23 protein-coding genes are annotated in these 22,017 nt (G+C 73.7%); 17 read left to right on the forward strand and 6 right to left on the reverse strand.

Going from position 1 to position 22,017, the window contains the following annotated elements:
- Nucleotides 1-68: 68 nt before the first annotated feature.
- The 11 genes from GD632_RS03450 to GD632_RS03500 are packed head-to-tail and all read left to right on the forward strand — an operon-like array spanning nucleotide 69 to nucleotide 11,184.
- A complete protein-coding gene (locus GD632_RS03450) occupies nucleotides 69-833 on the forward strand; it encodes an amino acid ABC transporter ATP-binding protein (RefSeq protein WP_319633098.1) in 765 nt (254 codons plus the stop codon).
- Between the two features lie 23 nt (nucleotides 834-856).
- Complete coding sequence (locus tag GD632_RS03455; protein WP_152188750.1) at nucleotides 857-1,783, forward strand: glutamate ABC transporter substrate-binding protein; 927 nt, start codon at nucleotides 857-859, stop codon at nucleotides 1,781-1,783.
- Between the two features lie 24 nt (nucleotides 1,784-1,807).
- Entirely contained in the window at nucleotides 1,808-2,452 is a 645-nt protein-coding gene (locus tag GD632_RS03460; RefSeq protein WP_152188751.1) for an amino acid ABC transporter permease, read from the forward strand.
- Complete coding sequence (locus tag GD632_RS03465; RefSeq protein ID WP_226924501.1) at nucleotides 2,449-3,342, forward strand: amino acid ABC transporter permease; 894 nt, start codon at nucleotides 2,449-2,451, stop codon at nucleotides 3,340-3,342. The genes GD632_RS03460 and GD632_RS03465 overlap by 4 nt, the downstream gene beginning before the upstream one ends.
- 3 nt (nucleotides 3,343-3,345) lie before the next feature.
- Entirely contained in the window at nucleotides 3,346-4,302 is a 957-nt protein-coding gene (locus GD632_RS03470) for an asparaginase (RefSeq protein ID WP_152188753.1), read from the forward strand.
- Nucleotides 4,299-5,048, forward strand: coding sequence for a copper homeostasis protein CutC (locus GD632_RS03475; protein WP_152188755.1), 750 nt, complete (start codon nucleotides 4,299-4,301; stop codon nucleotides 5,046-5,048). Before GD632_RS03470 ends, GD632_RS03475 begins: the two co-directional genes overlap by 4 nt.
- Nucleotides 5,045-6,022: an ROK family protein gene (locus GD632_RS03480; protein WP_152188758.1), complete on the forward strand. Its 978-nt coding sequence runs from the start codon at nucleotides 5,045-5,047 to the stop codon at nucleotides 6,020-6,022. The genes GD632_RS03475 and GD632_RS03480 overlap by 4 nt, the downstream gene beginning before the upstream one ends.
- A 28-nt stretch (nucleotides 6,023-6,050) precedes the next feature.
- Complete coding sequence (locus GD632_RS03485; RefSeq protein WP_152188760.1) at nucleotides 6,051-6,821, forward strand: glucose 1-dehydrogenase; 771 nt, start codon at nucleotides 6,051-6,053, stop codon at nucleotides 6,819-6,821.
- A gap of 11 nt (nucleotides 6,822-6,832) precedes the next feature.
- A complete protein-coding gene (locus GD632_RS03490) occupies nucleotides 6,833-7,846 on the forward strand; it encodes an L-idonate 5-dehydrogenase (RefSeq protein ID WP_152188762.1) in 1,014 nt (337 codons plus the stop codon).
- A 53-nt stretch (nucleotides 7,847-7,899) separates the two neighbouring features.
- Nucleotides 7,900-9,948 carry a S9 family peptidase gene (locus GD632_RS03495; RefSeq protein ID WP_152188765.1) on the forward strand — a complete coding sequence of 683 codons (2,049 nt, stop codon included), beginning with the start codon at nucleotides 7,900-7,902 and terminating at the stop codon, nucleotides 9,946-9,948.
- A 48-nt stretch (nucleotides 9,949-9,996) separates the two neighbouring features.
- Complete coding sequence (locus GD632_RS03500) at nucleotides 9,997-11,184, forward strand: PP2C family protein-serine/threonine phosphatase (protein WP_152188767.1); 1,188 nt, start codon at nucleotides 9,997-9,999, stop codon at nucleotides 11,182-11,184.
- 17 nt (nucleotides 11,185-11,201) lie between these two features.
- Here GD632_RS03500 and GD632_RS03505 read toward each other — a convergent pair whose 3' ends face one another.
- The 4 genes from GD632_RS03505 to hisC all read right to left on the reverse strand — a co-directional run bounded on the left by GD632_RS03505 (nucleotide 11,202) and on the right by hisC (nucleotide 16,147).
- Nucleotides 11,202-12,596: a dihydrolipoamide acetyltransferase family protein gene (locus GD632_RS03505; protein ID WP_152188769.1), complete on the reverse strand. Its 1,395-nt coding sequence runs from the start codon at nucleotides 12,594-12,596 to the stop codon at nucleotides 11,202-11,204.
- A gap of 8 nt (nucleotides 12,597-12,604) precedes the next feature.
- Nucleotides 12,605-13,621, reverse strand: a complete 1,017-nt coding sequence (locus GD632_RS03510; RefSeq protein WP_152188771.1) for an alpha-ketoacid dehydrogenase subunit beta — start codon at nucleotides 13,619-13,621, stop codon at nucleotides 12,605-12,607.
- Complete coding sequence (gene pdhA / locus GD632_RS03515) at nucleotides 13,618-14,763, reverse strand: pyruvate dehydrogenase (acetyl-transferring) E1 component subunit alpha (protein WP_152188773.1); 1,146 nt, start codon at nucleotides 14,761-14,763, stop codon at nucleotides 13,618-13,620. Before pdhA ends, GD632_RS03510 begins: the two co-directional genes overlap by 4 nt.
- A 295-nt stretch (nucleotides 14,764-15,058) precedes the next feature.
- Nucleotides 15,059-16,147, reverse strand: coding sequence for a histidinol-phosphate transaminase (gene hisC / locus GD632_RS03520; RefSeq protein WP_152188775.1), 1,089 nt, complete (start codon nucleotides 16,145-16,147; stop codon nucleotides 15,059-15,061).
- A gap of 51 nt (nucleotides 16,148-16,198) precedes the next feature.
- On the opposite strand from hisC, the gene GD632_RS03525 reads away from it, so the two are divergent.
- Entirely contained in the window at nucleotides 16,199-16,573 is a 375-nt protein-coding gene (locus GD632_RS03525) for a phage holin family protein (protein WP_152188777.1), read from the forward strand.
- Nucleotide 16,574: 1 nt separating this feature from the next.
- On the opposite strand, the gene GD632_RS03530 is transcribed toward GD632_RS03525, so the two are convergent.
- A complete protein-coding gene (locus GD632_RS03530) occupies nucleotides 16,575-18,098 on the reverse strand; it encodes a hypothetical protein (RefSeq protein WP_152188780.1) in 1,524 nt (507 codons plus the stop codon).
- A complete protein-coding gene (locus GD632_RS03535; RefSeq protein ID WP_152188782.1) occupies nucleotides 18,095-18,373 on the reverse strand; it encodes a hypothetical protein in 279 nt (92 codons plus the stop codon). Before GD632_RS03535 ends, GD632_RS03530 begins: the two co-directional genes overlap by 4 nt.
- Nucleotides 18,374-18,525: 152 nt before the next feature.
- On the opposite strand from GD632_RS03535, the gene GD632_RS03540 reads away from it, so the two are divergent.
- The 5 genes from GD632_RS03540 to GD632_RS03560 all read left to right on the forward strand — a co-directional run bounded on the left by GD632_RS03540 (nucleotide 18,526) and on the right by GD632_RS03560 (nucleotide 21,991).
- Nucleotides 18,526-19,026, forward strand: coding sequence for a low molecular weight protein-tyrosine-phosphatase (locus GD632_RS03540; RefSeq protein ID WP_152188784.1), 501 nt, complete (start codon nucleotides 18,526-18,528; stop codon nucleotides 19,024-19,026).
- A gap of 66 nt (nucleotides 19,027-19,092) precedes the next feature.
- A complete protein-coding gene (gene purB / locus GD632_RS03545) occupies nucleotides 19,093-20,592 on the forward strand; it encodes an adenylosuccinate lyase (protein WP_152188787.1) in 1,500 nt (499 codons plus the stop codon).
- Nucleotides 20,593-20,737: 145 nt separating this feature from the next.
- A complete protein-coding gene (locus GD632_RS03550) occupies nucleotides 20,738-21,364 on the forward strand; it encodes a vitamin K epoxide reductase family protein (protein ID WP_226924503.1) in 627 nt (208 codons plus the stop codon).
- Between the two features lie 66 nt (nucleotides 21,365-21,430).
- The gene (locus GD632_RS03555) at nucleotides 21,431-21,712 is read left to right on the forward strand and encodes a metal-sensitive transcriptional regulator (RefSeq protein WP_152188789.1); all 282 of its coding nucleotides are present in this window, start codon (nucleotides 21,431-21,433) and stop codon (nucleotides 21,710-21,712) included.
- 24 nt (nucleotides 21,713-21,736) lie between these two features.
- The gene (locus GD632_RS03560; RefSeq protein WP_152188791.1) at nucleotides 21,737-21,991 is read left to right on the forward strand and encodes a heavy-metal-associated domain-containing protein; all 255 of its coding nucleotides are present in this window, start codon (nucleotides 21,737-21,739) and stop codon (nucleotides 21,989-21,991) included.
- Nucleotides 21,992-22,017: the final 26 nt, after the last annotated feature.

The following is a 22,017-nucleotide window of genomic DNA, read 5'->3' on the forward strand; positions in this document are numbered from 1 at the left end:
GCACTTCTTCCCATACCTTCCACTAGTGTGAGCCGCCGACAGGCAAAGCCCGATGACGTGGAGGCCCGATGAGCGACGCCGGCAGGACCGGCGTGCCCCCGATGGTGGGGATGCGCCAGGTGAACAAGCACTTCGGGGACCTGCACGTCCTCCGCGACATCGACCTCGAGGTGCAGCGGCAGGAGGTCGTCGTCATCGTCGGCCCCTCCGGCTCCGGCAAGTCGACGCTGTGCCGCACGATCAACCGGCTCGAGCCCGTCGACTCGGGCGAGATCACGATCGACGGCGAGCCGCTGCCGCTGGAGGGCAGGGAGCTGGCCCGGCTGCGTGCCGACGTCGGCATGGTCTTCCAGTCCTTCAACCTCTTCTCCCACCTCAGCGTGCTCGACAACGTCACGCTCGCCCCGACGACCGTCCACGGCACCAAGCGCGCCGCGGCCCGGGACGAGGCGATGGCCCTCCTCGAGCGGGTCGGTGTGGCGAACCAGGCCCACAAGCGGCCCGCCCAGCTCTCCGGCGGCCAGCAGCAGCGCGTGGCCATCGCCCGGGCGCTGGCGATGCGGCCGAAGGTCATGCTCTTCGACGAGCCGACCTCCGCCCTGGACCCGGAGATGATCAACGAGGTCCTCGACGTCATGACCTCCCTCGCCCGCGACGGCATGACGATGGTCGTCGTCACCCACGAGATGGGCTTCGCGCGCAAGGCCGCGGACCGCGTCGTCTTCATGGACGCCGGCCAGATCGTCGAGGACGCACCGCCCGAGCAGTTCTTCTCCCACGCCAGGAGCGGGCGCGCCCGCGCGTTCCTCGAGTCCGTCATGTCCCACTCATGAGATCCGGAAGGAAGACCCCCACGATGACCCGACTGACCCACCGAGCACGCACCGTTGCGTGCGTCGCGGCACTCGCCGCCACCTCCCTCGCCCTCGCCGCCTGCGGCTCGGACGACGCCCCCGAGGCCCCCGCCGAGCTCTCCGGCATCTTCGCCGACGCCCCGGTGGCCGACGACTCGCTCATCGCCGACGGCTCGACCATGGCGGAGATCCGCGAGGCCGGCACCCTGACGGTCGCGGCCGCGCTCGACGCCCCGCTGCTCTCGCAGCAGAACCCCACCGACCCCGACGAGGTCGAGGGCTTCGACATCACCCTCGCCAAGCTCCTCGCCACCTACATCCTCGGCGAGCCGACGGTCGAGATCGTCCCTCCCGCGTCGGAGACCCGTGAGGCGCTGCTGCAGAACGGCACCGTAGACGTCGTCTTCAACACCTACACGATCACCGAGGAGCGCGCCGAGCAGGTCTCCTTCGCCGGCCCGTACTTCATGTCCGGCCTCGCGGTCGCCGTCGCGGCCGACAACGAGGACATCGCCGGGATCGAGGACCTCGGGGGCAAGACGGTCATCGTCGGGGCGAACACCCCGGCCGTCGAGGCCGTCCCCGAGCACCAGCCGACCGCCGAGATCGTCACCTTCGGCACCGACCCGCAGGCCGTCCAGGCCCTCGGCCAGGGCCGCGGCGACGCCTACGTGCAGGACTACATCCTCCTCGCCACCAACGCCGCGGCGAACCCTGACCTCAAGGTCGTGGGCCAGCCCTTCACCGAGGAGCCCTACGGCATCGGCCTGCCGCCGGAGGACCAGGAGTTCAAGGACTTCGTCAACGACTGGCTGCGGGCGATCCAGGAGGGCGGCCAGTGGGAGCAGGCATGGGCCGACTCGATCGGCACCGCTGTCGACTCCGCCGCCCCGACGCCGCCCGAGATCGGCTCCGTCCCCGGCTCCTGACCGACGGCTAGAAAGGGGCGGGCGATGGACGCACTGCTCGACAACTCCGACCTCATCCTCGGCGCACTGGGCACCACCCTGTACATCACCGTGGTCTCTGCGGTCGGTGCCCTCGTCGTGGGGGTGCTGACGACGGTGGCGAGGATCAGTCCGGTGCGGATCCTGCGCACCGCGGCGGCGCTGTACGTCCAGTACTTCCTCAACGTCCCCCTCCTCGCCCTGCTCCTCCTCGCGGTCTTCGCCCTGCCCGACGCCGGGCTGCTGATGCCGCTGCGCACGACCGTCATCGTCGTCCTCGTCGTCTACGAGGGCGCCTACGTGGCGGAGGCCGTGCGCAGCGGCGTCAACACCGTGCCGCCGGGCCAGCTCGAGGCCGCCCGCGCCCTGGGCCTGCGCTTCTCCCAGGTGGTGCGCAAGGTCCTCGTGCCGCAGGCGCTGCGCGCCGTCGTCCAGCCGCTCGGCAACGTCCTCATCGCGCTGCTCATGAACACCGCCCTGGCCGCGACGGTCGGCGTCGTCGAGCTGACGAGCGCGGCGAACCGGGTGAACAACGTCGCGGCCCAGCCGATCACGATCTACGTGGCCGTCGGCCTGATGTACATGGTGCTGGCGCTGGGCATCGGTCTCCTCGCCGGCCGTCTGGAGAAGAAGGTGGCGATCACCCGGTGAAGCACCACGAGATGAGCTACCTCTACGACGCCCCCGGGCCCCGGGCCATCCGGATGACACGCCTGGCCTCCGCGCTCAGCGCCGTCGTCCTCCTCGGCGTCCTCGGGCTGGCCCTGTGGCAGTTCGCCTCCCACGGGCAGCTCGACGCCGACCGGTGGCTGCCGTTCCTGTCCTGGGACATCGGCCGCTACCTCCTCGTCGGCCTCCTCGGCACCCTCCAGGCCGCGGCCGCCTCCGCCGTCCTCGCCTTCCCCCTCGGGGTGCTCCTCGCCCTCGGGCGCACGAGCACCGTCCGCGTCCTCCGCTGGTTCGCGACGGCGTTCATCGAGGCGTTCCGGGCCATCCCGGTGCTCCTCCTCATCTACGTCATGCTCTTCGCCCTGCCGCGGTACGGCTTCAACCCCGACGTCCTGTGGAAGCTCGTCATCCCGCTGACCATCGCGAACTCGGCCGCCATCGCCGAGATCGTCCGCGCCGGCGTGCTCAGCCTGCCGCGCGGCCAGCTGGAGGCGGGCCTCAGCCTGGGCCTGCGCCGCTACCAGGTGACGCGGAGCGTGGTCCTGCCCCAGGCCCTGCGCAACGTCACGCCCTCGCTCGTGAGCCAGCTCGTCAGCCTGCTCAAGGACACCTCCCTCGGGTACGTCGTCGCCTTCACCGAGCTGCTGTACCGGGCGCAGGTCCTCACGTCCTTCAACCGGCTCCTCATCCAGACCTACATCGTCGTCACGGTCGTCTACCTCATCGTCAACGGGAGCCTGTCCCGCTTCGCCCGCCACCTGCGCGAGCGGGCCGACGCCGAGGACCCCGCCGCCGTCGTCCCCGGCGCGCCCGTCGCACCACCGACCACCGAGCCCCACCCGCCCGCCGCCGTCACCACCCAGGAGCGCTAGACCATGCCCGAGCTCGCAGCCGTCCGCCGCGGAGGTTTCACCGAGAGCCGTCACGTGGGGACCGTCGTCGTCCTCGGTCGTGACGGCGAGGACCTCCTCGTCCTCGGCGACGGCGGGACGGCGATCCTGCCGCGCTCCACCGTCAAGCCCGTCCAGGCACTCGCCTGCCTCACCGCCGGCGCCCCGCTCGCCGGGGAGGAGCTGGCCATCGCCGCCGGCAGCCACACCGGTGAGGACCGCCACGTCGCGGTCGTCCGGCGCCTCCTCGAGCGCGCGGGCCTGTCCGAGGAGCACCTCGGGTGCCCCGTCGACTGGCCCGAGCACGAGGCCACGCGCGAGCGGCTCCTCGCCGCGGGGGCCGGACGGACCCGGGTGCGGATGAACTGCTCGGGCAAGCACGCGGCCATGCTGCTCGCCTGCGTCACCAACGGCTGGAGCGTCGAGGGCTACCTCGACGCCGACCACCCGCTGCAGCGTCACGTCGCGCGCACCCTCGAGGAGCTGAGCGGCGAGCCGCTCGCCCACGTCACCGTCGACGGCTGCGGCGCCCCCCTGTTCGGTCTGTCCGTGCGCGGCCTCGCGCGGGCCTTCCACCGCCTCGCCACCTCCCCCGCCGGGTCGCCCGAGGCTCAGGTCGCCGAGGCGATGCGCACCCACCCCTTCTTCGTGGGCGGCGAGCCGCACTCCAACTCCGACGCCATGCGCCTGGTCCCCGGGCTCCTCGCCAAGGGTGGCGCCGAGGGCGTCATCGGCATGGCCGCACCCACCGGGGAGGCCGTCGCGCTCAAGGTCGACGACGGCAACCCGCGGGCCACCACACTCGTCGCGCTCCACGCGCTGGAGTCCGTCGGGGTCGACGTCTCCGGCGCCGCCGAGCTCCGCGACCTGCCGGTCCTCGGCGGTGGGGAGCGGGTCGGGGAGATCGTCGTCGGCGCGGACCTCCAGCGGGCCACGAGGTGACGCAGGTCGAGATCTGCCTCGAGGACGTCGGTGGCCCGGCGTCCGCCCGCGCCGGCGGTGCGGGTCGGGTCGAGCTGTGCGCCGGCCTGAGCGAGGGCGGGACGACGCCGACCCTCGGCTTCGTGACCCACGCCCGGCGCGCGGCGCCCGAGCTCGACATCCAGGTGCTCGTCCGGCCGCGGGCCGGGGACTTCGTCTACTCGGCCGCCGAGCTGGACGTCATGGTGGCCGACATCGAGGCCGTCCTCGCCCTTCCCGCAACGGGGACCGGGGTCCTCGGTTTCACGCTGGGGGCGCTCACCGCCGCGGGGACGGTGGACGAGGCCGCCACGGCACGCCTCGTCACCGCGTGCTCGGGCGCGCCCGTCACCTTCCACAAGGCCTTCGACGCGGTGCCCGACAAGCGCGCCGCCCTGGACCTGCTCACGGCGCTCGGCGTCGCCAAGGTCCTTACGGCCGGCGGACCGGGGGCCGCGCTCGGGCACCTCGACGTGCTGGCCGACCTCGTCGACCACGCCGGGCAGGACATCTCCGTCGTCGTCGGCGGCGGGGTGCGGCCCGGCAACGCCGCCCAGGTCGTCCGGGAGACCGGCGCCCGCGAGATCCACCTCCGCGCGCCCGTCGAGGTGCGCACGGGCAGCGCGGCCGGCCCTTCGGACTACGACGTCGGCACCCGGACCGTGACGTCCGCGGAGCTGGTGGCCGCCGTCGTCGCCGCCGTGGCTCCCGGGGAGGGGTCGGCGTGAGCCCGCACGAGGCCGTCGTCGCCGTCGACATCGGCGGCACGACCACCAAGTCCGCCCTCGTGGGCGTCGACGGGCGGATCCTCGCGACCGACGTCCGCGCCACCGAGCACGGCGAGGCGGCCCAGCGCGCGGTGAGTGCCGCGACGGCCACCCAGGCGTCCCGGGCCCGCACGCTCGGGGCCCGGGTCGTCGGGGCCGGGGTCGTGTCACCGGGCATCATCGACGAGGCCTCCGGCGTCGTCCGGTACGCCTCGAACCTCGGCTGGCGCGGCGTGTCCCTCCGGGACCTCCTCACCACGGTGCTCGACGCCCCCGTGGGCGTCGGGCACGACGCGCGGTCCGCCGGCATCGCCGAGGGCGTCTTCGGGGCGGTGCGCGGGCAGGCGAGCTACGTCCACGTCTCCATCGGCACGGGGATCGCCGCCAGCCTCGTCGTCGCGGGCCGGGCGGTGAGCGGCCACGAGGGCGGGGCCGGCGAGCTCGGCCACACGCCCGTCCACCCGGGCGGCGAGCCGTGCCCGTGCGGGCAGCGGGGGTGCCTGGAGGTCTACGCCTCGGGCGCCGGCCTGGCGCGCCGCTACGAGCAGCGGACGGGGACGGCGCGGACGGCCGCGCAGGTCGCGGCCCGCCTCGAGGAGGACCGGGCGGCCGGTGAGGTCTGGTCCGAGGGCGCCAGGGCGCTGGCCCTGGGGCTGGCGACCTGCACCCAGCTGCTCGACCCCCAGACGATCGTCATCGCCGGGGGCCTGGCCCAGGCGGGCGACCTCCTCCTCGCGCCGGTCCGTGCCGGCCTCGCGGAGCTGCTGCGCTGGCGGGAGGCTCCGACCCTCGTCGTGACGACCCTCGGCACGGATGCGGCGAGGCTGGGCGCGGCGCTCGTCGCGATGCAGGCGGCCGGTCTGGCCGACCGGGCGGCCGCGTGGGACCTCGGTGCGACCGGGGTGCCGGCCGGGGCGGGCGCTGCCGGGGGCTGACTCGCGCCGGGCGTGATAGGACGGCTCCATGAGCTCGCTCTTCGACCTCACCGGCAGGCTCGCCCTCGTCACCGGCTCCTCCCGCGGCCTCGGCCTCGCGCTGGCCACCGGCCTGGCCCAGCACGGCGCCCGGGTCGTCCTGCACGGGCGCGACGAGGAGGCGCTCGCCCGCGCCCGCGAGCAGGTCGCCGCGGCCGGTGACGGCACCGCGGTCCCGACCGTCAGCTTCGACGTCACCGACGCCGCCGCCGTCCGGGAGGGTGTCGGCGCGCTCCTCGCCGAGCACGGCACACCGGACATCCTCGTCAACAACGCCGGGATCCAGCGCCGGGCCGCCTTCAACGACTTCGACCCGGCCGACTGGGACGACATCGTCGCCGCCAACCTCAGCAGCGCGTTCTACGTCTCCCAGCAGATCACCCGGGGGATGGCCGAGCGCGGCTCGGGGAAGGTCGTCAACGTCGGCTCCGTCCAGTCCCAGCTCGCCCGGCAGACCATCGCGCCGTACTCGGCGACGAAGGGTGGCCTGGTCATGCTCACCAAGGGCATGGCGGCGGACCTCGCCCGCTTCAACATCCAGGTCAACGCCATCTCCCCCGGGTACTTCGCCACCGAGATGAACCGGGCGCTCGTCGAGGACGAGGACTTCACCCGCTGGGTGGTCGAGCGGACGCCCGCGCGTCGCTGGGGGCGGGTCGAGGAGCTCGTCGGGACCCTGGTCTACCTGTGCTCGGACGCCGCGAGCTTCGTCTCGGGCCAGAACGTGTTCGTCGACGGCGGCATGACCGCCGTCGTCTAGGAGGGAGCCTCGTGCGCGCCATCGTCATCCACGGCAAGGAGGACCTCGAGCTCGTCGAGGTCCCCACCCCGGAGCCCGCCGCGGGGCAGGTGCGGCTGCGGATGGCTTACGCCGGCATCTGCGGCTCGGACCTCCACTACTACTTCGACGGCGCGAACGGGGCCTTCGTCGTGCGCGAGCCGCTCGTCCCGGGCCACGAGGTCTCCGGGACGGTCGACCTCGACCCCTCCGGCGAGCTGGCGCCCGGCACACCGGTGACCGTCCACCCCGCCACCTTCGGGCAGGTCCGGCCCGGCGTGGAGGACCGGCCCCACCTGTGGCCGGGCGGCGCGTACCTCGGCAGCGCCTCGACGTGGCCGCACACCCAGGGCGGGATGAGCGAGTACCTCCTCGTCGACCGTTCGACGGTCCGGGTGCTGCCCGCCTCGCTGCCGCTGCGGCGCGCCGCCCTCGCCGAGCCGCTCGCCGTCGGCATGCACGGCATCGCCCTGGCCGGCGGTGTCCAGGGGAGCCGGGTCCTCGTCACCGGCGCCGGGCCGATCGGGCTGCTCACCGCCGCCGCGGCGCTCGCCGGCGGTGCCGCCGAGGTGACCGCGACCGACGTCCTGCCCGGCCCGCTCGAGCGCGCCCGCGCGCTGGGCGTCCACGCGACCATCGACGTCAGCAGCGAGGAGGTACCGGCCGAGGCCTACGACGTCGTCCTCGAGTGCTCTGGCGTGCCGGCCTCGATCAACACCGCCTTCCGCGCGGCCCGGCGGGCCGGGATCCACGTCCAGCTCGGGATGGTGCCGGACGAGCCCAAGGGCCTCAACCTCGCCCCCGTCATCTCCAAGGAGCTCACGGTTCACGGCTCCTTCCGCTTCCGGGACGAGATCGACGCCGCGGTCGCGCTGCTCGACGCCCAGCCGGGCATCGAACAGGTCGTCACCCACGAGCTGCCCGCCGACCAGGCGGTCGAGGCCTTCGCCGTCGCCCGTGACTCCCAGGCCTCCGGCAAGGTCCTCGTCACCCTCTGGCAGGAGTAGCGCCGGCCGCCCCGCCCGCCCGGGTGGCGCGGGTCACGTGATAGGACAGGTCCGTGAGCGACACTCCCTTCCACGACCTCGACGACTACATCGCCCTGCCCCGCCTCGGGGGACTGGCGATCTCCCCCGACGGGCGGCGGCTCGTCACCACGGTGAGCACCCTCAGCGAGGACCGCACCCGCCACCAGCCGGCCCTGTGGGAGGTCGACCCGGCGGGCGAGCGCCCGGCCCGCCGCCTCACCCACGGCCCGAGCGGGGAGTCGCAGCCGACCTTCACCGCCGACGGCGACCTCCTCTTCGTCGCCAAGCGCGGCACCGACGACGACGCCCGCCCCGCCGTGTGGTCCCTGCCCGCCGCCGGCGGGGAGGCGAGCATGGTCGCCACCCACCCCGGCGGGGTCTCGGGGGTGAGCGCGGCCGCGCGTGCCGCCGTCGTCGTCGTCATGGCGGACGCGCTGCCCTCCGCCGGTGACGTCGACGAGGACCACCGCCTGCGCAAGGACCGCACCGAGCGCAAGGTGAGCGCGATCCTCCACAGCGCCTACCCGGTGCGGTACTGGGACCACGACCTCGGCCCCGACCTGCCACGGCTCTACGCCGCCGAGCCCACCGACGCCGAGCCCGCGGACGACGCCGCACCGCGCGGCAGCCACGCCCTGCGCGACCTCGTGCCCGCCGCGGGCGCCGCGCTCACCGAGGCGTCCACGGACCTGGCCGCCGACGGCAGCTTCGTCGCGACGACGTGGAACGTCCCGCAGGAGAAGGGCGCCGTGCGCACCCGGCTGTGCCGGGTGGACCTCGCCGACGGTGCCCGCACCGTCCTCGTCGACGACGCCGACGCGGAGGTCGGCGGGCCCCGGGTGAGCCCCGACGGCCGGTACGTCGCCTACGTGCGCGAGGCGCTGAGCACGGCCGAGCAGGCGCCGCGGATGTGGGTCGAGGTCGTCGACGCCACCGGGGGCGAGCCACGTGCGATCACCAGCGGGTGGGACCGCTGGCCCGCGCAGCTGTGCTGGTTGCCCGACTCCTCCGGGCTGCTCGTCGTCGCCGACGACGACGGCCGCTCGCGCCTCTTCCACGCCGCCCTCGACACCGGGGCGGTCACCCGGCTCACCGACGAGGGTGCGCTCAGCGACGTCGTCGTCGCCCCGGACGGGACCGCCGCCTACGCGCTGCGCGCCTCCTACGAGTACCCGGCCGAGGTCGTCCGCATCGACCTCGGCGACCTCACCGGCCCCGCCGGGGTGACGGCGCTGCGCGGGCCGGCCGAGCGGCCCGCGCTGCCCGGCACGCTCACCGAGGTGGAGACCACCGCCGCGGACGGTGCCCGAGTGCGGGCCTGGCTCGCGCTGCCCGAGGGCGCGAGCGCCGACGCGCCGGCGCCCCTGCTGCTGTGGATCCACGGCGGGCCGCTGGGCTCGTGGAACTCGTGGTCGTGGCGGTGGAACCCGTGGATCATGGTCGCGCGCGGCTACGCCGTGCTCCTGCCGGACCCGGCGCTGTCCACCGGCTACGGGCAGGACTTCGTCCAGCGCGGCTGGGGCGCGTGGGGGGCGGCGCCCTACACCGACCTCATGGACATCACCGACGCCGTCGAGCAGCGCCCCGACGTCGACGCCTCACGGACCGCCGCGATGGGCGGCTCCTTCGGCGGGTACATGGCCAACTGGGTGGCCGGGCACACCGACCGCTTCCGCGCCGTCGTCACCCACGCGAGCCTGTGGGCGCTGGACGCCTTCGGCCCGACGACGGACGCCGCCTGGTACTGGGGCCGGGAGATGTCCCCGGAGATGGCCCTGGCCAACTCCCCGCACCTGCACGTGGGCAACATCCGCACCCCGACGCTCGTCATCCACGGTGACAAGGACTACCGGGTGCCGATCGGCGAGGGCCTGCGGCTCTGGTACGAGCTGCTGTCCAGGTCGGGGCTGCCGGCGGACGAGAACGGCGCGAGCCCGCACCGCTTCCTCTACTTCCCCGACGAGAACCACTGGATCCTCACCCCCCAGAACGCCAAGGTCTGGTACGACGTCAACCTCGCCTTCCTCGCCGAGCACGTGCTCGGGCAGGAGCCGGGAGACCTGCCCCACACCCTCGGCTGACTGTGGGCGGCTCCGTCCCCCAGCGCCGGAGCCGCGTAGGCTGCGGGCGTGAACCACGACGACCCGGACCAGGCAGCGCTGGCCTTCCTGACCACGCTCCTGGACGGGTCGCACCGCGCCACGCCCGACCAGCTCGCCGCCGTCGTCGCGGACGCGGGGCGGCTGCTCGGCTGGGACCTCAGCGCACACCTCGTGACCTTCGACCAGCGGCGGCTGGTCCCGTTCACCGGCGGGCGGGAGGAGCTCGGTCTCGACACCCCTGCCGGGCAAGCCTTCCGCACCATGCGGACGGTCCACGACGGTGACACCTCCTGGGTGCCGCTGCTCGACGGCGTGGAGCGGCTCGGGACGCTCACCGCCGTCCGGCAGCCCGGCGGGCGGCGGCCGGCCGACCACGCCGCCACGCTGCGCTGGGCGTCCCTGCTCATCGGGCACCTCGTGGCTGTCATGACCCCCTACGGCGACACCATCACCCGGACCCGCGGCGGGACGGCCCGCACCGTCGCGGCCGAGCTGCTGTGGAACCTGCTGCCGCCGCTCACCTACGCCTCGGACGACGTCGTCATCACCGGGCTCCTCGAGCCCAGCGAGCGCGTGGCCGGGGATGCCTTCGACTACGCGGTCCACGGCACGCGCGTCGACCTCGCCCTCTTCGACGGCGCCGGTCACGACCTCACCTCCGGGCTGCTCACCTCGGTGGTCCTCGCCACCTACCGCAACCAGCGACGACGCGGCGCGGACCTCGGTGACTGCGCCGACGAGATCGACCGGGTCCTCGCGGAGCAGACCGACTCGGCGGGGTACGCCACCGGCGTGCTCGCCCGGTTGGACACCACCACCGGGGTCCTCCACTACCTCAACGCCGGCCACCCCCACCCGCTGCTGCTTCGCGACGGCAAGGTGCTGGAGGTCCTCGACCACTCCGGCCGTCCCCTGTTCGGGCTCGGCGGGCAGGAGGCCACGGTCGGACGCGCCCAGCTGCGCCCCGGCGACCAGGTGGTCCTCTACACCGACGGCATCACCGAGGCCCGCGACCACGCCGGGGTGTTCTTCGGCCTCCAGCGGCTCATCGAGCTCATCGAGCAGCACGACTCCGTCGCCACGCCACCGCCGGAGACGCTGCGCCTGGTGCTCCGGGACGTCCTGGACCACCAGCGCGGCCGTCTCCAGGACGACGCCACCCTCCTCAAGCTCCAGTGGGCGCCGGGCGGCGGCGCAGAGCTGCTCCCCGCCTAGCGCTCACGCGCGGGCCCTCAGGACCAGACGAGGCCCATGTCGGGGTTCTCGAGCACCCGGGCGACGTCGGCCAGCACCCGGGCCCCGAGCTCGCCGTCGACGAGCCGGTGGTCGAAGGACAGCGCGAGCTGGGTGACCCACCGCGGCTTGACCTTGCCCTTGTGGACCCACGGCTGCTGCCGGATCGCGCCGAAGGCGAGGATCGCCGACTCCCCCGGGTTGAGGATCGGGGTGCCCGTGTCGATCCCGAAGACGCCGACGTTCGTGATCGTCACGGTGCCGTCGGTCATGTCGCGCGGGGTGGTCCGGCCGGCGCGAGCCGTCGCGGTGAGCTCGGCGATCGCGGTGGCCAGCTCGTGCAGGTCGAGCCGGTGGGCGTCCTTGACGTTGGGCACGACCAGTCCCCGGGGCGTGGCGGCCGCGATGCCGAGGTTGATGTAGTGCTTGTAGACGATCTCCTGCGCCTCGTCGTCCCAGGAGGCGTTGATCTCCGGGTGGCGGCGGACCGCGAGGAGCAGCGCCTTGGCCGCGAGGAGGAGCGGGGTGACGCGCACGTCGCTGAAGGCGCGGTCCTCCTTGAGCCGCGCGACGAGCTTCATCGAGCGGGTGACGTCGACCGTGTGGAACACCGTGACGTGCGGTGCGGTGAAGGCGGAGCTCACCATCGCCTCGGCGGTGCGCCGGCGGACCGAGCGCACCGGCACGCGGGTCTGGCGCCCGTTGGCGGAGACGACGCCGTCGGCGAGCCACGGCTTGTCGTCGCCCGGGTAGGTGGCCAGCTCCTCGGCCTCCGAGCGCTTGGCGTGGGCGAGCAGGTCCTCGCGGGTGACGATCCCGCCGGGCCCGGTCGCGGCGACGGCGCTGAGGTCGACGCCGAGGTCCTTGGCGAGCTTGCGCACCGGCGGCTTGGCCAGCACGACGGGTGAGACCTCCGGGCGGTTCGCGGGCGGTGTGCCCTCGGCGCGCGCTGGAGGTGCCGCGGGTGCGGCCGGGACCTCCGGGACGCCCGGGGCGGCCGAGGGGTCCTGGGCGGCCGGTGCGCCACCCGCGGGAACGGTCCGACGCCGACGGCGGGCGGTGGAGCCCTCCTTCGTCCCGGAGCCGACGAGGACGTTACCGCTGGTCGACGCCGCGGCGGGGGCGCCGTCGTCGGCCGCCGGCCCGCCCGGGTCGACGTCGACGACGACGATCGGGGTGCCCACCGCGACCGTCTCGCCCTCCCGGGCGAGGAGCTCGGTGACGACGCCCGCCCACGGGACGGGCAGCTCGACGAGGGACTTGGCGGTCTCGATCTCGACGATCACCTGGTTGACGTCGACGGTGTCGCCGACGGCGACGCGCCACTCCGCGACGTCGGCCTCGGTGAGGCCCTCACCGACGTCGGGCAGCTTGAACTGCTGGTACTTCGGCACCGGTCCTCCTAGAACGCCAGGGCGCGGTCGACGGCGTCGAGCACGCGGTCGAGCCCGGGGAGGAACTCCTCCTCGTGCGCCGAGGCCGGGTAGGGCGTGTGGAAGCCGCCGACGCGCAGCACCGGGGCCTGGAGGCTGTAGAAGCACTCCTCAGTGATGCGGGCGGCGAGCTCGGCGCCGGGGCCGAGGAAGGTCGTCGCCTCGTGGGCGACGACGAGGCGGCCGGTGCGGCGCACCGAGTCGGCGACGGTGGTGACGTCGAGCGGGGACAGGGAACGCAGGTCGACGACCTCGAGCTCCTGCCCGTCGCCGGCGGCCACCTCGGCGGCGCGCAGCAGCGTCTTGACGGTGGGGCCGTAGCCGACGAGCGTGGCGTCGCGGCCGGGGCGGACGACGCGGGCGCCGTGGAGGCCGGTCGTCACGCCGGTCGCGCTGAGGTCGACGGGCGCCTCGACGTCGACGTCCTCCTTGTCCCAGTACCGGGCCTTGGGCTCGAAGAAGAGGACGGGGTCCGGGGAGGCGATGGCCTGCTGGATCATCGCGAAGGCGTCGGAGCTGGTGGCGGGCGTGACGACCCGCAGCCCGGGGGTGTGGGCGAAGAGCGCCTCGGGGGACTCGCTGTGGTGCTCGATCGACCCGATCCCACCGCCGTAGGGCACCCGGATGACGACGGGCACCTCGACCCGGCCCCCGGAGCGGTAGCGGAGCTTGGCCAGCTGGGTGGTGATCTGGTCGAAGCCGGGGAAGATGAAGCCGTCGAACTGGATCTCGCACACGGGCCGGTAGCCGGCCATCGCCAGGCCGATCGCGGTACCGACGATCCCGGACTCCGCCAGCGGCGTGTCGACGACGCGCTGGGGGCCGAACTCGGCCTGCAGCCCGTCAGTCACCCGGAAGACCCCACCGAGGGCACCGATGTCCTCGCCCATGAGGAGGACCGTCGAGTCGCGGCGCATGGCCGCGCGCAGCCCGGCGTTGACGGCCTTGGCGAGCGGGAGGGGCCCGGCGGTCGCCGTCGCCGTCACCGGGCCTCCTCCGCGAAGGACTGCTGGTAGTCGCTGAACCACGCGCGCTCGGTCTCGACCTGCGCGTGGGCGACGCCGTAGACGTGGTCGAACATGGTCTCCGGGCCGGCGGGGGTGAGCGCCCGGCAGTACTCACGGGTCGACTCGCCGAGAGCGTCCGCCGCGGCCGCGACCTCGGTGAGGAAGTCGTCGTCGGCCTGCCCCTGCGCGGTGAGGTGGGCGCGCAGGCGCGCGATCGGGTCGCGCTCGCGCCAGTAGTCCTCCTCCGCGCTCGTGCGGTAGCGCGTGGGGTCGTCGGCGGTCGTGTGGGCGCCCATCCGGTAGGTGTAGGCCTCGATGAGGGTGGGGCCGCCGCCGGAGCGGGCGCGCTCTAGCGCCTCGGCGGTGACGGCGTAGCTCGCGAGGACGTCGTTGCCGTCCACGCGCACGGAGGGGATGCCGACGCCGGCGCCCCGGCGGGCGAGCGGCACGGTGGTCTGGCCGCTGGCGGGCACCGAGATCGCCCACTGGTTGTTCTGGCACACGAAGACGACCGGTGCCTTGGTCACCGCCGCGAAGACCATGGCCTCGTGGACGTCACCCTGGGAGGTGGCGCCGTCCCCAAAGTAGACGACGACGGCGCGGTCGCGCTCGGCGTCACCGGTGCCGACGTCACCGTCGCGCTGGGCGCCCATGGCGTAGCCGGTGGCGTGGAGCGTGTGGGAGCCGATGACGAAGGTGTAGAGGTGGAAGTTGTGGGCCGCGGGGTCCCAGCCGCCGTGCTCCACACCGCGGAAGACCCGCAGCAGCTCGCGCATGTCCATGCCGCGGGTGTGGGCGACGGCGTGCTCGCGGTAGGAGGGGAAGGCGAAGTCCTGGAGGCGCATGGCGCGGCCCGAGCCCACCTGGGCCGCCTCCTGGCCGAGGCTCGGGGGCCACAGGCTGAGCTCGCCCTGGCGCTGGAGCGCGGTGGCCTCGGCGTCGAAGCGGCGCGCCAGCACCATGTCGCGGTAGAGCCCGCGCAGCTCGGCGGGGCCCAGGTCAGCGACCCACCGGTCGTAACGGCTGTGGTCGAGGCGTCGACCCTCCGGGTCGAGAAGCTGGACGAGCGTGTCGGGATCTGCCGGGCTGCTCGCCTCAGGTCGCGGTGTCAGTGTGTCCATGGTGGTGACCACCTCCATCGGTCCTGCCTCCTCTGCGCCGGGGGTCGGCCCCGAACCTACGCCAGCGTAGGCTACGGAACCGTAACTTAGGCTTGTAGGGGCTCTACAGAACCGGCCGCCGGCACTTGTGCGGCACCGGCCACCCGTTGCCGGAAGCCACAGCCCCACCCGCGCCGACAGCCGACTTCTCGCCGACAGCCGAGTTACCGCCGACAGCCGACTTCTCGCCGACAGCCGACTTCTCGCCGACAGCCGAGATACCGCCGACTGCACCGAGACCGAGAGCCGGGCAGATCTACGAGGCGCGGGTGCCGAGGAGGTCGAGCCACTCCCGCGCGAGGCTCAGGACGACGTCGTTGCCCTCGATCTCCCCGACGCTCACCCGCACGCCCTCGCCGTCGAAGGCACGCACCATCGCGCCGGCGCCGGCCGCCTCGCGGGCGAAGGCGGCGGTGTGACGGCCGATGGGGAGCCAGTAGAAGTTCCCGTGGGACTCGGGGACGCTCCAGCCCATCTCACGCAGCGCGGTCAGGACACGGCTGCGCTCGGCGACCACGCGGTCGCAGCGCTCGGCCACGGCGTCGGCCTCTCGCAGGGCGGCGAGGGCGGCGGCCTGGGCGAGGGCGTTGACCCCGAAGGGGGTGGAGGCGGTCCGCAGGCCGCGGGCGAGACGCGGCCGGGCGACGGCGTAGCCGACCCTCAGCCCCGCCAGGCCGTAGGCCTTGGAGAAGGTGCGCAGGACGAGGACGTTCTTGAGCTCGGCCGCGAGCGCCAACCCGTCCACGGCCTCGCCGTCGCGGACGTACTCGACGTAGGCCTCGTCGACGACGACGAGCACCTCGCGCGGCACCCGGGCGAGGAAGGCCCGCATCTCCTCCTCGTGGACGACGGTGCCGGTGGGGTTGTTGGGGGTGCACACGAGCACGACCCGGGTGCGGTCGGTGATGGCATCGGCCATGGCCTGGAGGTCGTGGCTGCCGTCCTCGCGCAGCGGCACCGGGACGCTGCGCGCGCCGGCGACCTGGACGGCGATCGGGTAGGCCTCGAAGGACCGCCACGCGTGGACGACCTCGTCACCGGGACGGCACGCGGCCTGGAGCACCGTCTCGAGGACGGCGACCGACCCGTTACCGACGACGACCCGCTCGGCGTCGACCCCGACGTGCTCGGCGATGGCGGCGGTGAGCGCGGTGGCCCCCAGGTCCGGGTAGCGGTTGAGGTCGGCGGCCGCGTCGATGACGGCGCTGAGGACCGCCGCGGACGGCGGGAAGGGGTTCTCGTTGGACGAGAGCTTGTACGCGGACCGTCCCGCTGGCGGGCGCTGGCCGGGGACGTAGGCCGGCAGGGAGTCGATGTCCGCGCGGAAGCGGAACGCTGGAGCCATGGCGCCATGATCGCACTCCCGCGGAGGCGCCCGGCGTGACACCATCGCCGCATGCGTTTTCTCGTGCGGCTCGTCGTCAGCTCCGTCGCCATCTGGCTCACCTCCCTCCTCCTCGACGGGGTGTCCCTCACCGAGGCCGAGGGGTGGGACCAGGTGCTCGTCGTGGGCGCCGTCGGCCTCGTCTTCACCCTGGTCAACCTCGTGGTCAAGCCGGTGGCCCACGTCCTCGCCCTGCCGCTGACCATCCTCACCCTCGGCCTGTTCGCCCTGGTCGTCAACGCCCTCATGCTCCTGCTCACGAGCTGGCTGACGAGCTTCACCGACTGGGGCCTGTTCGTCGACGGCTTCTGGTGGGCGCTGCTGGCGGCGCTCGTCATCTCGATCGTCAGTGGCATCCTCAACGCGCTCCTGCCCGGCAAGGACTGACTCATCCCCTCTCCAGGGTGAAGCGGGTGGCCGTCACGCGGTCGCCGGGCCCGCCCGTGACGGCCGCGAGCCGCTCCGCGAGGTGCGTGACCGACCGCTCGTCGGCCTCCAGCGCCAGCCGCGCCGTGCGGGTGTACTCGGTGATCGAGTGCGAGTCCGCCGGCGGCACCTCCAGGCGTGTCTTCCCCGTGGTTCCGGTGGCGAGCGAGCGGCTGACGGTCGTGCGCGCCTCCTCGGCGGGGTTGGAGGTGCCGTCGAGCCCGACGAACGGGTCCTCCAGGTGCTCGAGGTGGAGCACCTCGGTGCCTGCCGGCGTCGGCAGGTGGCCCACCGGTGAGCCCGCGGTGACGACGGTCGTGATGGTGAAGCGCTGCCGCACGAGCGGGTCGCTCGCCAGCCGCATGCCGGTGAGCCCGCCCTGGCTGAAGCCGATGACGGCGACCGCCTCGCCGGGCCGCACGCCCGCCAGCCGCAGCGCCTCCACGGCCCCGATCTCGACGTCGCTCACCAGACCGCCGTAGGTCTCGGCGTTCGTGAGGTTGTCCACGGGGTTGCTCCCGCCGGGGACCATCGCCTGGGTGCTCGGCAGCAGCAGGGTCCACGAGCGCGTGCCGTCGGCATGGTCCACGCGCCGCACCTCGAGCGTCCCCGGGGCGGCGCCGTGGTCCTGGTGGACGGCGCGGAGGCTGTCGACGACACCCGGAAGGTCGGCGGCCGGCTCCACCTCCCGGGAGCGGGAGACCGTGAGCGTGAGGTCGGCGGTGCCCGGACGGCGGCCGGTGAGGGCGTGGAAGGCGGCGACGACCGGGACGACGAGCCGCTGGGCCCCGGTGAGGGCGGCGGGGTCGATCTCCCGGCCGTCGTAGGTGAACGGCCCGGGGCGCAGGAACCACGGGACGACGTTCTGCCCGTGCGCCCCCAGCTCGCGGACCGCGACGTCCAGCGCGATCCCGTCCGGCGGGAGGTCGTCGTCGCCGTGGACGAGGTTGACGATCTCGCCGAGCGCGTCGAGGGCCTGACCGACCACGTTCGTGGGCTCGAAGCCCGGCAGCCGGCCCACGAGCGTGAGCCGGTCCGCGACGGAGAGGACGGCGTGCTGCGGTGAGAGGAGCAGACGCAGGAACCCCGTCCACGAGGGACGCGGCGCGGCGGCCCGGGACGCGAGCTCGGCCTCCTCGTACAGGAGCCGCGCGTAGCGCAGGGACAGGAGGAGCTCGAGGACCTCCTCGTCGAGGCGGCGCACGCCCCACCCGCCGTCGAGCGCCTCGGCGACGGCGGACTCGGCGGCGGCGGCGAGCGCCGGGGACCAAGAGGCGTCCAGGGCGAGCTCGCGCCGGGCGGCGGTGAGCGCGCTCTCCAGATGGCCGACGTCCCCGCGCACCGCGTCGAGGAGCGCGTCGATGGCCCGGAGCTCCTCGACGTCCACGCGCGTGGCCCCGACCCCGCCGCGCACGTGGACGGAGGTGCGGTGCCGGGTGTCTGCCACTGCGCCGTCGGCGTCGTGGCTGTGCAGCCGAGCGGTCACAGGTCCCACGCCTCGGCGACGGCCGCGGAGAGGGCGGCGGCCCTGTCCTGCGCCGTCGCGAGGAGCTCCTCCAGCCGGTGGGCGTGGTGGAGCAGGTCCCCGAGGCGGGCGGCGAACTCGTCCGCGGCGGGCGAGTGCCACCGCTCGGGGTAGGCCCCGCGCAGCGTGTCCTCGATGGCGGCGAGGACGCCCGCGGCGCTCATGACGCTCGCGCACCCGTCCCCGGCCCCGCCCCACCCGTCCACGACGACGGGGGTGCAGCTGCTCGTGCTCATCTCGCCCCTCCTGCGGTCGTCCTGCCCCGAAGCTAGGGCCGGCCGGTGACGACAGGACGGGCCGCCGTCGTGCGCTGGGGACGCACCGGCCCCGGCGGGGGGCTGTGGCGCACGCGGTGGCTTTCGCCCGGGGACCGGGTGAGAATGCGGTGATGTCCACCTTCACCGTGTCCTTCGTGTGCACCGGGAACATCTGCCGCTCCCCCATGGGCGAGGTCATCCTCCGCGACCTCCTCGAGCGGGAGGGCCTGGCCGACGAGGTGCGTGTCGTGTCGGCGGGGACGGGTGACTGGCACATCGGCGGGCCGGCCGACCCACGTGCCCTCAGCACGCTCAAGCAGTACGGGCTCGACGGCGAGAGCCACCGCGCCCAGCAGTTCGTCCGGGAGAGCTTCGCCGACGTCGACCTCGTGCTCGCGCTCGACCGGGGGCACGAGCGGGCCCTGCGCACCCTCGCCCCCACCCCCGAGGACGCCGAGAAGGTCCGGCTGCTGCGCAGCTTCGACGCGAGCGCCGTCGCCGCCGGTGAGCTTGAGGTGGACGACCCCTACTTCGGGGAGGACGGCGACTTCGTCACCACCTACGACGAGGTTCTGCCCGCCTGCGAGGGCGTCGTCGCCCACCTCAGTGAGCGTCTGGCCGCCACCCGCTGACCGCCGGCCGGGACGCCGCGTGGACGAGGCGGCTCCCGGCGCCCGGGCTCTGGGAGACTGAGGACCATGAGCGAGCAGCCCAGCACCACGTCGTCCGCCAGCCTGTCGGCCGGAGCCGCTCCGGGCCGACACCGCGTGTCCCTCGCGGACCTCGAGCCGCCCATCGCGCTCGGCCCGCTCGACGGCCGCTACCGGGGCGTCGTCGCCCCGCTCGTCGACCACCTCTCCGAGTCGGCCCTCAACCGGGCGCGACTCGACGTCGAGGTGTCCTGGCTCGTCCACCTCACCACCTCCGGTGCGCTGCCGGGGGCGCCGCAGCTGAGCGACGCGGACGTCGCCTACCTGCGCGGGGTCGTCGACTCGTTCGGGGCGGAGGAGATCGCCGAGCTCGCGGAGATCGAGCGCGAGACCCGGCACGACGTCAAGGCCGTGGAGTACTTCCTCAAGAAGCGCCTCGCCTCCGCCGCCGAGGCCGTCGGTCCGGACAGCCCCCTGCCCGCGGTCGGCGAGATCGTCCACATCTTCTGCACGAGCGAGGACGTCAACAACCTCTCCTACGCGGTGACCATCCGCGACGCCGTCCGCCAGGTGTGGCTGCCCGCCGCCATCGCGCTCGTCGGTGACCTCGCCGACCTCGCCCGTGAGACGGCCGAGGTCCCCATGCTCTCGCGTACCCACGGCCAGACGGCCACCCCGACGACGCTGGGCAAGGAGGTGGCGGTGCTCACCGCCCGCCTGCGCCGTCAGCTGCGGCGGGTCTCCGCGGCCGAGTTCATGGGCAAGATCAACGGCGCGACGGGGACCTACGGCGCGCACGCCGTCTCGGTGCCGCAGACCGACTGGCAGGCCGTCTCGCGCTCCTTCGTCGAGGGCCTGGGGCTCACGTGGAACCCGCTGACGACGCAGATCGAGCCGCACGACTGGCAGGCCGAGCTCTACGCCGACATCGCCCGCTTCAACCGGGTGCTGCACAACCTGTGCACGGACGTGTGGACCTACATCTCCCTCGGCTACTTCCGCCAGCGCCTCGCCGCTCAGGGCTCGACCGGCTCCTCGACGATGCCGCACAAGGTCAACCCCATCCGCTTCGAGAACGCCGAGGCGAACCTCGAGATCTCCTCCGCGCTCCTCGACACCCTCGGCGCCACGCTCGTCACCTCCCGGCTCCAGCGCGACCTCACCGACTCGACGACGCAGCGCAACATCGGCGTCGCGCTCGGGCACTCGTTGCTCGCGGTCGACAACGTCCGCCGCGGCCTGGCCGGGCTCGACGTCGACGCCGCCGCCATGGAGCGCGACCTCGACGACTCGTGGGAGGTGCTGGGCGAAGCCGTCCAGTCCGCCATGCGGGCGGCGTCCGTCGCGGGCGCCGAGGGCATGGCCGACCCCTACGAGCGGCTCAAGGAGCTCACCCGCGGGCGCCGCGTCGACGCCGAGGGCATGCGTGGCCTCATCGCCGGACTCGGGCTGCCCGCGGACGTCGAGCAGCGGCTCCTCGCCCTCACGCCGGCGACGTACACGGGCCTCGCGGCCTCTCTCGTCGCGCACCTCGACGACCTCGGCTGAGCGAGCGCCCCGCCGGCGTCGGTAAGTCGGCTGTCGGCGGTAAGTCGGCTGTCGGCGGTAAGTCGGCTGTCGGCGGGCGGGGGGCGGGGCGACCCGGGGACCTTGGTCCGTGGGACTTGTCCGGTTCGCGCCCGACGATGAGCGGGTGAACCTCACCGAGACGCGGCCGAGCCTGCGCCAGATCCGGCACACCGACGGCTGGATCTTCGGCACCATGCTCCTGTCGGCCTGCCTCAGCCTGACGGCCTCCTTCGTGCTGTCCATCGACGCCGTCGCCCTCGCGGCCGACCCGAACGCCCAGCTGACCTGCAACATCAGCTCCGCGCTGTCCTGCGGCGCGGTGGGCGTCTCCTCCCAGGCGAGCCTCTTCGGCTTCCCCAACGCCTTCCTCGGCCTCGTCGCCGAGCCGGTCGTCATCACGATCGCCGTCGCGGGTCTCGGCGGGGTCCGCTTCCCACGCTGGTTCATGTTCGCCGCGCAGGTCGTCTACGCGCTCGGCGTGATCTTCGCGTACTGGCTCTTCTACCAGTCGATGTTCCACATCGGCGCCCTGTGCCCGTGGTGCCTGCTCGTCACGCTCTCCACGACCCTCGTCTTCGCCACGCTCCTGCACTACAACCTGCGCGAGAACAACCTCTTCCTCACCCCGCGCGCCCACGAGCGTGCACTGGCCCTCATCCGCGCGGGCTGGGACGGGGCCGTCGTCCTGGCCTGGGTGGGCGCCGTCGTCGTCGCCATCATCCTCAAGTACGGCGCGGACCTGCTCCCGTAGACTCCTCCGCCGTAGCGGGAATACCCCTAGGGGGTATACCGTTGACGACGACGGAAGGGAGCACACATGGCCGGCTACAGCGGAACGAAAGAGGACTACGCCCGGCGCCTGCGGCGCATCGAGGGCCAGGTCCGCGGGATCGCCCGCATGGTCGACGAGGACACCTACTGCATCGACGTCCTCACCCAGATCTCCGCCGTCACCAAGGCGCTCCAGGCGGTCGGCATCGGCCTGGTCGAGGACCACCTCGGCCACTGCGTCGTCGACGCCGCCCGCTCCTCCCACGAGGAGGGCGCCGAGAAGGTCCGCGAGGCCAGCGAGGCCATCGCGCGGCTCGTCCGTTCCTAGCTCCCACCCACCCCAGGAGAACCCATGAGCACCGACCCGTCGCCCGTCGACCGCACCACCGTCCTCGAGGTCGAGGGCATGACCTGTGGGCACTGCGTGTCCGCCGTGACGCGCGAGCTCGAGGACGTCAAGGACGTCTCCAAGGTCAGCGTCATCCTCCGCAACGGCGGCACCTCCGAGGTCACCGTCGTCTCCGACGCCGTCCTCGACGAGGGCGCCCTGCGTGCCGCGGTCGACGAGGCCGGCTACGCCGTCACCGCCGTCCACGTCGACAACTAGGAGGCCACCGTGTCATCCCCCACCAC

This window comes from Georgenia satyanarayanai, from assembly GCF_009193135.1.
GTDB lineage: Bacteria > Actinomycetota > Actinomycetes > Actinomycetales > Actinomycetaceae > Oceanitalea > Oceanitalea satyanarayanai.

Bases quoted from the DNA above. Each gene is read 5' to 3' on its own strand.
- hisC (WP_152188775.1), bottom strand. From the start codon at position 16,147: ATGGCTCCAGCGTTCCGCTTCCGCGCGGACATCGACTCCCTGCCGGCC.
- pdhA (WP_152188773.1), bottom strand. From the start codon at position 14,763: ATGGACACACTGACACCGCGACCTGAGGCGAGCAGCCCGGCAGATCCC.
- GD632_RS03485 (WP_152188760.1), top strand. From the start codon at position 6,051: ATGAGCTCGCTCTTCGACCTCACCGGCAGGCTCGCCCTCGTCACCGGC.
- purB (WP_152188787.1), top strand. From the start codon at position 19,093: ATGAGCGAGCAGCCCAGCACCACGTCGTCCGCCAGCCTGTCGGCCGGA.
- GD632_RS03540 (WP_152188784.1), top strand. From the start codon at position 18,526: ATGTCCACCTTCACCGTGTCCTTCGTGTGCACCGGGAACATCTGCCGC.
- GD632_RS03535 (WP_152188782.1), bottom strand. From the start codon at position 18,373: ATGAGCACGAGCAGCTGCACCCCCGTCGTCGTGGACGGGTGGGGCGGG.
- GD632_RS03455 (WP_152188750.1), top strand. From the start codon at position 857: ATGACCCGACTGACCCACCGAGCACGCACCGTTGCGTGCGTCGCGGCA.
- GD632_RS03460 (WP_152188751.1), top strand. From the start codon at position 1,808: ATGGACGCACTGCTCGACAACTCCGACCTCATCCTCGGCGCACTGGGC.
- GD632_RS03450 (WP_319633098.1), top strand. From the start codon at position 69: ATGAGCGACGCCGGCAGGACCGGCGTGCCCCCGATGGTGGGGATGCGC.
- GD632_RS03555 (WP_152188789.1), top strand. From the start codon at position 21,431: ATGGCCGGCTACAGCGGAACGAAAGAGGACTACGCCCGGCGCCTGCGG.
- GD632_RS03470 (WP_152188753.1), top strand. From the start codon at position 3,346: ATGCCCGAGCTCGCAGCCGTCCGCCGCGGAGGTTTCACCGAGAGCCGT.
- GD632_RS03525 (WP_152188777.1), top strand. From the start codon at position 16,199: ATGCGTTTTCTCGTGCGGCTCGTCGTCAGCTCCGTCGCCATCTGGCTC.
- GD632_RS03560 (WP_152188791.1), top strand. From the start codon at position 21,737: ATGAGCACCGACCCGTCGCCCGTCGACCGCACCACCGTCCTCGAGGTC.